The 9,364-nt window shown below is 54.9% G+C and carries 10 protein-coding genes and 1 other RNA gene; 3 read left to right on the forward strand and 8 right to left on the reverse strand.

Annotated elements, in window-relative coordinates; all coding sequences use genetic code 11:
* Window positions 1-89 precede the first annotated feature (89 nt).
* Window positions 90-836, reverse strand: a complete 747-nt coding sequence (locus tag RT613_RS23045) for a YebC/PmpR family DNA-binding transcriptional regulator (protein WP_313618702.1) — start codon at window positions 834-836, stop codon at window positions 90-92.
* A 189-nt stretch (window positions 837-1,025) separates the two neighbouring features.
* Here RT613_RS23045 and RT613_RS23050 point away from each other — a divergent pair, with 189 nt between their 5' ends.
* On the forward strand, window positions 1,026-1,529 hold the full coding sequence (locus tag RT613_RS23050; protein WP_313618703.1) for a pyridoxamine 5'-phosphate oxidase family protein: 504 nt from the start codon (window positions 1,026-1,028) through the stop codon (window positions 1,527-1,529).
* Between the two features lie 76 nt (window positions 1,530-1,605).
* Here the strand turns inward: RT613_RS23050 and RT613_RS23055 are convergent, their stop codons facing one another.
* From RT613_RS23055 to RT613_RS23085, 7 genes are all read right to left on the reverse strand, one after another.
* Window positions 1,606-2,448, reverse strand: a complete 843-nt coding sequence (locus tag RT613_RS23055) for an MBL fold metallo-hydrolase (protein WP_313618704.1) — start codon at window positions 2,446-2,448, stop codon at window positions 1,606-1,608.
* Window positions 2,449-2,559: 111 nt separating this feature from the next.
* Complete coding sequence (locus RT613_RS23060) at window positions 2,560-3,384, reverse strand: TIGR00282 family metallophosphoesterase (protein WP_313618705.1); 825 nt, start codon at window positions 3,382-3,384, stop codon at window positions 2,560-2,562.
* 11 nt (window positions 3,385-3,395) lie between these two features.
* On the reverse strand, window positions 3,396-3,974 hold the full coding sequence (locus tag RT613_RS23065; protein ID WP_313618706.1) for a 5-formyltetrahydrofolate cyclo-ligase: 579 nt from the start codon (window positions 3,972-3,974) through the stop codon (window positions 3,396-3,398).
* Window positions 3,974-5,236, reverse strand: coding sequence for a hemolysin family protein (locus RT613_RS23070; RefSeq protein WP_313618711.1), 1,263 nt, complete (start codon window positions 5,234-5,236; stop codon window positions 3,974-3,976). The genes RT613_RS23065 and RT613_RS23070 overlap by 1 nt, the downstream gene beginning before the upstream one ends.
* A 285-nt stretch (window positions 5,237-5,521) precedes the next feature.
* Window positions 5,522-5,680: non-coding RNA, 6S RNA (gene ssrS, locus RT613_RS23075), on the reverse strand.
* 77 nt (window positions 5,681-5,757) lie between these two features.
* Window positions 5,758-6,141, reverse strand: a complete 384-nt coding sequence (locus tag RT613_RS23080) for a cell division protein ZapA (RefSeq protein WP_313618707.1) — start codon at window positions 6,139-6,141, stop codon at window positions 5,758-5,760.
* A 17-nt stretch (window positions 6,142-6,158) separates the two neighbouring features.
* Window positions 6,159-6,431: a DUF4164 domain-containing protein gene (locus tag RT613_RS23085; protein WP_313618708.1), complete on the reverse strand. Its 273-nt coding sequence runs from the start codon at window positions 6,429-6,431 to the stop codon at window positions 6,159-6,161.
* 317 nt (window positions 6,432-6,748) lie between these two features.
* Here RT613_RS23085 and tkt point away from each other — a divergent pair, with 317 nt between their 5' ends.
* Window positions 6,749-8,731: a transketolase gene (tkt, locus tag RT613_RS23090; RefSeq protein ID WP_313618709.1), complete on the forward strand. Its 1,983-nt coding sequence runs from the start codon at window positions 6,749-6,751 to the stop codon at window positions 8,729-8,731.
* A 57-nt stretch (window positions 8,732-8,788) separates the two neighbouring features.
* Window positions 8,789-9,364 (forward strand): glyceraldehyde 3-phosphate dehydrogenase NAD-binding domain-containing protein (locus tag RT613_RS23095; protein WP_313618710.1); only part of this gene is annotated, 576 nt, incomplete at its 3' end.

Consider the following 9,364-nt stretch of genomic DNA (forward strand, 5'->3'; position numbering starts at 1 on the left):
TTTAGACATGCAAAACCCCCGAGGTTGGGTGTCCAACTTTCGGGGGTCAGTTCATCGAACCGGGGCTTTTTCACTAGCTTATATACAAATCACGCAGACAGCTTGGCCAGAATTTCTTCCGACACTTCGAAGTTCGAATAGACGCTCTGAACGTCATCATCGTCTTCGAGGTTGCCGATAAGCTTCATCAGCGACTCAGCCTTGTCTTCGTCGACAGGAACCGTGTTCTGCGGCTTCCAGATTGACTTGACGCTTTCCGCTTCGCCAAGCACACCTTCGAGCGCCTTGGAAACTTCATTCATCGCTTCAAAGCCGCAAATGATCGTGTGACCTTCTTCGGTGGTTTCGACATCGTCGGCACCGGCTTCAATGGCAGCTTCCATGACCTTGTCAGCATCGCCGACCGAGGCCTTGTAGGTGATTTCGCCAACCCGGTCGAAGGAGAAGGACACCGAACCGGTTTCCCCGAGCGCACCACCAGCCTTGGTGAAGATGGAGCGGACGTTGGATGCCGTACGGTTGCGGTTGTCCGTCAGGGCCTCAACGATAACGGCCGTGCCGCCAGGACCGTAACCTTCGTAACGTACGTAATCGTAGTTTTCGGCGTCAGCACCAGAAGCCTTCTTGATCGCGCGGTCGATGTTGTCTTTCGGCATCGACTGGGCTTTGGCGTTCTGGACGGCCAGACGCAAAGCGGCGTTCATCGTCGGATCTGGCAGACCAGTCTTGGCAGCAACGGTGATTTCACGTGCGAGCTTCGAAAACATCTTCGAACGGATCGAATCCTGTTTTCCCTTGCGATGCATGATGTTTTTGAACTGTGAATGGCCAGCCATGGCACCCCTGATCCGATAATTTGTTTGGAATGCGGCCTTATAAGTGCGAAGCGCCGTTCATTCAAGCCTGTTGGCGCATTGAAATGCCACGAACAGACTGGAACGGAACCCACTGCTCGTTCGTTTTCAAACCGGAAGCATCAAAAACGGGCGTTATGCCCACTTGGGAAAATCCGGAAAGGACAAAGAATGGTAAGTCTTAGCGAAGCCCGTGAAGCACCCGCTCAGCAGCTATGGGATGAGATCAATTCGGTTCACGCTGGCATGTTGGGCCTAGAAGGGTTGCACGCTCATATGCAGCCAATGGCGCCCCATGCCGACCCCAAAACCAATACCATCTGGTTTTTTGCCAAAACCAACACCGATCTGGTCAACCAGCTGAAATCGGGTTCGCGTGCTCATTTCTGCGTTGTTGGTAAAAACCATGATTATCACGCTTGCCTTTCCGGCACTCTTGAACAACGCAAGGAATACAGCAAGATCGATGAGTACTGGAATTCGGTCGTTGCGGCTTGGTATGAACATGGCAAGGAAGACCCTGAACTGACCATGCTGGCCATGCATGTCGATGATGCTGATATATGGGCATCCACCGATAGCACTCTCAAGTTTGGGTGGGAAATTGCCAAGGCCAATATAAGCGAACACAAGACGCCGGATGTGGGTGTCAGACAGCATCTCGCTTTTGCATAATACACAGCAAAGACGAGACACGAACTCAGGCATGCGGGCAAGCCCTGCATGCTTTTTTATTAACTCCGGCCAAGTCTCACAGACCCTGCGGCACAAGAATGGTCGGCTTTTTTGGCAATGAGCGCATCGAAACAGTAATGACGGGTTCATTTGCAAAAGCCACATCGAATGAACCGCTGAACATGCTGACAAATTGCTGCAACGGTGGCCCACTGCGATGCATCGGCAGGATCAGGGCCGAGCGCAGACGTTTGACCACCCGACTCATGCTGTCGGCCCCCATCGTGAGGCCGCCATCCACCGGCACCATCAGGATATCGAGACGGCCGATTTCCGAATAATGTGTGTTGGTCAACTCATGATGCAAATGGCCGAGATGCCCGATACACAGTCCGGCAACCTCGAAAATAAAGATCGAATTGCCATTCTGCTGGAAGGATTCGTAATCAGCCCAGCCGCTGCGAATATCCGTCGTGACGTTTCTGATATAGACGTCATCCAGCATCATCTGGTGAACGGCCTTTTCACCCGCCTTGTCGCTCCAGCCATGCAGAACATATTCAATGCCAGGATCGGGCTTCAACGTGTAATGGGTTGAATGTGCACGGTTCATGGTAGCAACCGTTGGCGTCCGTTGCGGGCGGTAAACACCATTATAGTCGGTTGCAATCCGCACACCGGCCGGGGTTTCAATCTCGTAGGTCGAGTGGCCGATGAAGGTGATTTTCACCTCTTCCTTGGCTGACTGCTGCACAAACTGCACATCAGGAACCTTGAAACTGGCAAAGGTAACACCAGGGATTTTTTGAGCGATGGCCTGACACTGGCTGACCGGAGGTCTTTCGGCTTGTTGTGCGAATGAAATGCCCGCCGCGGATAGAAGTCCGGTGAATGCGAATGAAAGCACGCGCAGCATCATGCCGTTCTCCTGAACTGGTTTCCCGTCACGAAGATGCGGCAAGACAGGCAAACCGTCCAGCATCAAGCCTAAACGGCCTTTCACAATCTCGTCATCAGGAGGGAGAAACCGTCAGACCCAGAAGGCTGGAATGGTTTCGGCCAGACGCGGCCCAATGCGCAGCGGTGCAATCTTTTCGGCAAGACCGGTGCGATCGGAGATTTCCACACCGACACCACAGATGGTGGCTGGACCACTTGCAGCCTCAAACCGACCCTTTGGCATCTTGGATATGAAACGGTTAATCGGCTCTTCCTTTTCCATGCCCAGCGACGAATCATAGTCGCCACACATGCCGGCATCCGACATATAGGCCGTGCCGCCGTTGAGAATTTGCGCATCCGCCGTTGGCACATGTGTATGGGTGCCAACCACAAAGCTGGCGCGGCCATCGACAAAATGTCCAAAGCACTGTTTTTCACTGGTGGCTTCGGCATGGAAATCGAAAATGATGGCATCCGCCTGCTCTTTCAGCGGGCAGGCTGCCAGAATGCTCTCGGCAGACTTGAAGGGGTCATCCAGTTCAGGGTGCATGAAAACACGCCCCATAATGTTGGCCACCAACACACGCGCACCGTTGCGGGCATAAAAAATGCCGGAGCCTTTACCGGGCGTACCATCAGGATAATTGGCCGGACGCAAGAACTGATCATGCCGTTCGCAGAACGACACGGCTTCCTTCTGGTCCCAGACATGGTTGCCGGTTGTCACCACATCGGCACCGGCATTGATGGTTTCGAGATAGATATCTTCGGTGATACCAAAACCACCGGCAGCATTTTCACCATTCACGATGACAAAATCGAGTTTCAAGTCAGAAATCAAACCCGGCAGTCGGTCCCAGACCGCTGTCCGTCCTGTTTTTCCAACCATGTCACCCAAAAACAAAAGCCGCATGCAAAGACCCACTACTCGAAATATCTGACGCCATTTTCAGTCAAAACGGCATGAAGGCGCACGTCATGCGGCTCCGCCGGCACTGATGGCACTTCCTGGCAGGCAAATGCAACGCCCACGAGCACAGGATTCATGCCTTTTTTGTGCAATTTGTCGATTGCACGGTCATAATGGCCAGCACCATAGCCGATACGGTTGCCCTGACCGTCAAAAACCGACAACGGCACCAGCAACATGTCGGGGTCGAGCACGGCCGCATCCTCACCCGGGCCTCTGGTACCAAAACCGGTGTCGACAAGCGCTATGTCAGGGTGGAATTCACGAAATACGATGGTCCGACGGTCGAGCACAACGGGCAGGCAGATCCGCACATCCTTCTTGGCCAAATCAATCAGCAGCGGCCAGAGATCGACCTCGGAACGGATCGGTAAAAATCCTGAAATGACCGAACCAGACTTGATGTCAAGCCCGGATATGCCATGTGCGGCAATGGCAAGACTTTTCTCCGCGCGTTCGTCTTTTCCAAGCGCATCCCGCGCGGCAAGTCGTTCGCCGCGCAGCCTAGCCTTGGCCAGTGGGTCGCCTGACATCAGGCAGCCCGGCTCACAAGCACCTTGTCGATGCGGTGGCCATCAAGATCAATGACTTCAAAACGCCAGCCATTACGCGTGACATGTTCACCCAGTTCCGGCAGACGACGGAATTCCCCCAGCACCAGACCGGCAACGGTTTCAAACTCGGCATCATCATCGATCTGAAAGCCCATGAGATCAGCAAACTCGTCCGCCGGCATCCAGCCCGCCACGAGGAATGAGCCGTCTTCACGCTCAACCATAGCCGGTTCTTCGTCGTCTTCTTCCTGAAACGCACCTGTGATGGCTTCAAGAATGTCACCGGAGCTGATGATACCTTCGAAATGACCGTATTCGTCATAGACCAGCACCATATGCACCGTTGAACGGCGCAGCGACTGGATAACATCCACAGCACTGGTCAGGTCAGACACAACAGGAACTTCGCGCATGGCTTCACGCACGTTCAGTTCCTTGCCGGACGCAAAGGCGTCGAATGCATCCTTGACGAACAGCACGCCAAGAATTTCATCCGAAGAGCCGTTACGCACCGGCAGGCGCGATCTGAGCGTGCTGCGAAGTTGCTCACGAATTTCTTCGGGGCTGTCCTCGATATCGATAACCTCGACGTCGCGGCGCGGCGTCATCAGGCCACGTGCGTTACGGTCCGCCAAACGCATGACGCCCGAAATCATCGCCGATTCCTCGGTTTCGATGACACCGGCGCTATGGGCTTCGGCCAGAACCGTACGGATTTCATCGTCGGTGACAGATGCACCGGTATCACCGCTGTGACCAAGCAGGCCAAGAATGAGCTTGCCTGATTTGTCCAGAAGCCACACCAGTGGAGCACCGACTTTGGACAACAACATCATGGTCGGAGCAACGCGGGCAGCAACCCGCTCAGGGTCGCGCAAAGCGATCTGCTTCGGAACCAGTTCGCCAACGATCAGCGAGAGATAGGTGATTGCGACAACAACAGTACCGACACCCAGCGCATCCGCGATCCGGTCGGAAACACCCTGCTGCATCAACCAGCCGGTAAAACGGGAGCCGAGGGTTGCACCGGAGAAGGCACCGGACAGAATACCCACAAGGGTAATACCGATCTGCACGGTGGAAAGAAATCGGCCGGGATTTTCCGACAGACTGAGCGCGATGGAGGCTCCCTTACTACCCTGCGCGGCAAGCACCTTCAGCCTCGCCGCTCTGGAGGAAACCACGGCAAGTTCCGACATGGCAAGCACACCGTTTAATACGGTGAGCAGGACCACGATAATAATTTCAGTAAACAAGTTTAGCTCTTTGGGCTGTTGAACGTCGCATCACGGCTGGAAACAGCAGAAACCCTAAGGGTTTAAACGGATACGCCACCTGGAATAATAAGCAATAATATTGTCATTGCAATGACCGGACACAGAAATTATCCGACACGCAGCCCTATTATTTCAACATTTGCGTTTAAATTTCGCCATCGCAACCTGCGGAACGAATGACGACACATCCAACCCTCGACGTGATCTCGCCAGGCCATCTGAAGATGGGGAGAAGAAGAAAGAGGGAAAGTGCGATCCACGGCGACCGATGGATGTTTACGATCCTGGGTGCCTACAAACGTAGGTGGGCACCGTGTGTCCAGCCCCACGGGGCTGGTCAGGGACAGCTCCCTTTGGATCGAGTATGGCCCCAGGGATTGTGGTTCCTGTCGAGAAGCGCAGATCGCAATTCAGATATAGAGCGTATCAAACCGCTTTGCCAGAGGGGAACGATAAATTGACAGGCGGATACGTTGTTTCACGGATCAGTTGGGCTGCGCCTGTGGTTTTGGCCGCGACAACAGTTTTTCGGTAATGCCGTTGAGACGCAAGGTCAGGTCGCCAATGGTCTGCACCAACAACTCATCGGTCTTGGCACGGTTTTCGGCAGCACCATCACGGTGTTGTTGCAGGGAATTGACCTGCTCCTGCAAGGAATCCAGCTTTCGGTTCATTTCAGAAAGCTCATCGGTCACCATGATGCCGGCCATCACGGTCAGGCGCAGGTCACCAATTTCACCGAACTGGCTTTTCAAATGACCGACATATTGATCGAAGCGGGAAGCCAGATCGGTCAGATGACCCTCCTGCCCTTCCTCGCAGGCCATACGATAGGCCTTGCCATCGATCATAACGGTAACTTGCGCCATTCGACTACCTTTTTACCTCAGCGATCCAGAACCGCACGTATGGTTTCCATCGCTGTCACCAGCCTGCGCGATACTTCGCGATTGACTTCCTCGAGCCTGTTGGCACGAAACTCGGATTGGTCCAGTTCCTGAGCCAGCCGCGAACGATCCGTGTGGACACGGCGCACTTCGCTATCGATCTCGCCCTGCTCACGTTGACGCTCGATACGCATGTCAATTGCGTTTTCAAGGCCTGCAATTGCGGAGCCAAGCTCCGACAGCGCCAGTTGTAGTGTCTTGTCCGCCGCCATTTTCTTATCCGGTTTGACGCAGCCGCGACGAATCGTCCGGTTGCGTCTTCTTCAGCAGCGATACGATATTCCCAGAGTAACAAGCACGTCAATCAAACGTGGGATAATGCTACAATATAGCCTGTGGACGGAGATTTATGCACTCCTTGTAATCATCAATTCTGCCGAAGTCGAAACTACATTGTTTTTTTATGGCGTCGACGACGGCAAACGCGCGTGCTTTTATTGACTTGGCTGCACCACCTGCTATGGATCAGCCGCTTTCTGGATAGTATCTCGAAACTATCACCTTTCACCCGAAACAAAGCGGAAAAGCCATGATCTCTCGCGACAAACATAACCGGATGGCGAATGCGATCCGCTTCCTTGCCATGGATGCTGTGGAAAAGGCCAATTCCGGCCACCCCGGCCTGCCGATGGGAGCCGCAGACGTAGCAACGGTCCTGTTCAGCCGTTATTTGAAATTCGATCCCAAAAATCCGTTGTGGCCAGATCGTGACCGCTTCGTGCTGTCTGCCGGTCACGGTTCCATGCTTCTTTATGCCCTGCTCTACCTGACAGGCTACGAAGACATGACGATCGATGAGATCAAGCGTTTCCGCCAGCTCGGCTCCAAGACCGCCGGCCACCCGGAATACGGTCATGCCACCGGCATCGAAACCACCACCGGCCCGCTTGGACAGGGCATTGCCAACGCTGTTGGCATGGCCATTGCCGAAAAGAAGCTTGAGCAGGAATTCGGCAGCGATCTGCAGAGCCACTTCACCTATGCATTGTGCGGCGACGGTTGCCTTATGGAGGGCATCAGCCAGGAAGCCATCGCGCTTGCCGGGCACCTGAAGCTCAACAAGCTCGTGCTGTTCTGGGACAACAACAACATCACCATCGATGGTGAAGTTGGTCTGTCCGACTCCACAGACCAGGTTGCGCGCTTCAAGTCTGTTCACTGGAACACGATCGAAATCGACGGTCATGATCCGGACGCGATTGCTGCTGCCATCGAGGCTGCACAGAAGTCCGACCGCCCGACCTTCATTGCCTGCAAGACAGTGATCGGTTTTGGTGCCCCCAACAAGCAGGGCACACACAAGGTCCACGGCAATCCGCTCGGCGCTGAAGAAATTGCAGCTGCCCGCAAGCACCTCGACTGGGAAGCGGAAGCTTTCGTTGTGCCGGAAGATGTTCTGGACGCATGGCGCCTCACCGGCCTGCGCTCCACCAAGGCACGCCAGGAGTGGGAAGGTCGTCTGGCCTCCACCGAAAATGCCAAGAAGGCCGAGTTCACGCGCCGTTTTGCAGGCGAACTGCCGGGCAACTTCAACAGCGCCATTGACGCCTTCAAGAAGAAGGTTGCCGAGAACAATCCGACCGTTGCAACCCGCAAGGCTTCGGAAGACGCGCTGGAAGTGATCAACGGCATTCTGGCCGAAACGCTGGGTGGCTCTGCCGACTTGACGCCTTCCAACAACACCAAGACCAGCCAGATGAAGTCCATCACACCTTCGGACTTCTCCGGTCGTTACATGCACTACGGTATCCGTGAACACGGTATGGCCGCAGCCATGAACGGTATCGCTCTGCACGGCGGTCTCATTCCTTATTCCGGCGGCTTCCTGATTTTCTCGGATTATTGCCGTCCGTCCATCCGTCTTGCTGCTCTGATGGGTATCCGCGTCGTTCACGTTCTGACGCACGATTCCATCGGCGTTGGTGAAGATGGCCCGACCCACCAGCCAGTCGAACATGTCGCAGCCCTGCGCGCCATTCCGAACCTGATGGTCTTCCGCCCTGCAGATGAAACGGAAACCGCAGAGTGCTGGCAGATTGCCCTGGAAACCAAGAACCGCCCATCGGCGCTTGCCCTGACCCGTCAGAACCTGACGCCGTCGCGCAAGGAATATGAAGAAAAGAACCTCAGCGCTTACGGTGCCTATGAACTGGTTTCCGCAAGCGATGCCAAGGTTTCGATCTTCGCATCCGGTTCCGAAGTCGAGCTGGCTTTGAAGGCTGCTGAAACATTGTCACAGAAGGGCGTTTCAACCCGCGTCGTTTCCGTTCCTTGCTTTGAACTGTTCATGGAACAGCCTGAAGCCTACCGCACGGCTGTTATTGGCAAGGCACCGGTCAAGGTTGCTGTTGAAGCCGCAATCCGTCAGGGCTGGGACTACTTCATCGGTTCGGATGGCGCATTTGTCGGCATGAACTCCTTCGGTGCATCCGCACCGGCAAAGGACCTGTTCAAGCACTTCGGCATTACGGTTGATGCCGTTGTCGCCGCAGCCGAGGCAAAACTTGCGTGAGGGCTTCAAGCCCTCACCTTTTCCCACCACAATATTTTTTTGATCGGGAGTATGTAAATGACTGTAAAAGTAGCCATTAACGGCTTCGGCCGTATCGGTCGCAATGTCCTTCGCGCTATCGTTGAATCCGGCCGCACCGACATTGAAGTCGTCGCTATCAATGACCTTGGTCCTGTAGAAACCAACGCTCACCTGCTGCGTTACGATTCGATCCACGGCAAGTTTCCGGCCGACGTCAAGGTCGACGGCGACACCATCACCGTTGCAGGCGGCAAGCCAATCAAGGTAACCGCAGTTCGTGATCCGGCTCAGCTGCCACACAAGGAACTGGGCGTCGACATCGCTCTGGAATGCACAGGCATTTTCGTATCGCGTGACAAGGCTGCCGCTCACCTGGCAGCTGGCGCAAAGCGCGTTATCGTGTCTGCTCCTGCTGAAGGCGCTGACCTGACCGTCGTATTCGGCGTCAACCATGACCAGTTGACCAAGGACCACCTGGTCATCTCCAACGCATCCTGCACCACGAACTGCCTCGTGCCGGTCGTGAAGGTTCTCGATGACGCCGTTGGTATCGACCATGGTTTCATGACCACGATCCACTCCTACACCGGCGACCAGCCAACGCTGGACACC

The sequence above is a fragment of the Agrobacterium sp. genome, assembly GCF_032092815.1.
In the GTDB taxonomy this organism is placed as follows: Bacteria; Pseudomonadota; Alphaproteobacteria; order Rhizobiales; family Rhizobiaceae; genus Agrobacterium.

What these genes read in the sequence shown, in the direction of transcription:
- RT613_RS23045 (WP_313618702.1), bottom strand. Translation starts at nt 836, where the DNA reads ATGGCTGGCCATTCACAGTTCAAAAACATCATGCATCGCAAGGGAAAA.
- RT613_RS23050 (WP_313618703.1), top strand. Translation starts at nt 1,026, where the DNA reads ATGGTAAGTCTTAGCGAAGCCCGTGAAGCACCCGCTCAGCAGCTATGG.
- RT613_RS23055 (WP_313618704.1), bottom strand. Translation starts at nt 2,448, where the DNA reads ATGATGCTGCGCGTGCTTTCATTCGCATTCACCGGACTTCTATCCGCG.
- RT613_RS23060 (WP_313618705.1), bottom strand. Translation starts at nt 3,384, where the DNA reads ATGCGGCTTTTGTTTTTGGGTGACATGGTTGGAAAAACAGGACGGACA.
- RT613_RS23065 (WP_313618706.1), bottom strand. Translation starts at nt 3,974, where the DNA reads ATGTCAGGCGACCCACTGGCCAAGGCTAGGCTGCGCGGCGAACGACTT.
- RT613_RS23080 (WP_313618707.1), bottom strand. Translation starts at nt 6,141, where the DNA reads ATGGCGCAAGTTACCGTTATGATCGATGGCAAGGCCTATCGTATGGCC.
- RT613_RS23085 (WP_313618708.1), bottom strand. Translation starts at nt 6,431, where the DNA reads ATGGCGGCGGACAAGACACTACAACTGGCGCTGTCGGAGCTTGGCTCC.
- tkt (WP_313618709.1), top strand. Translation starts at nt 6,749, where the DNA reads ATGATCTCTCGCGACAAACATAACCGGATGGCGAATGCGATCCGCTTC.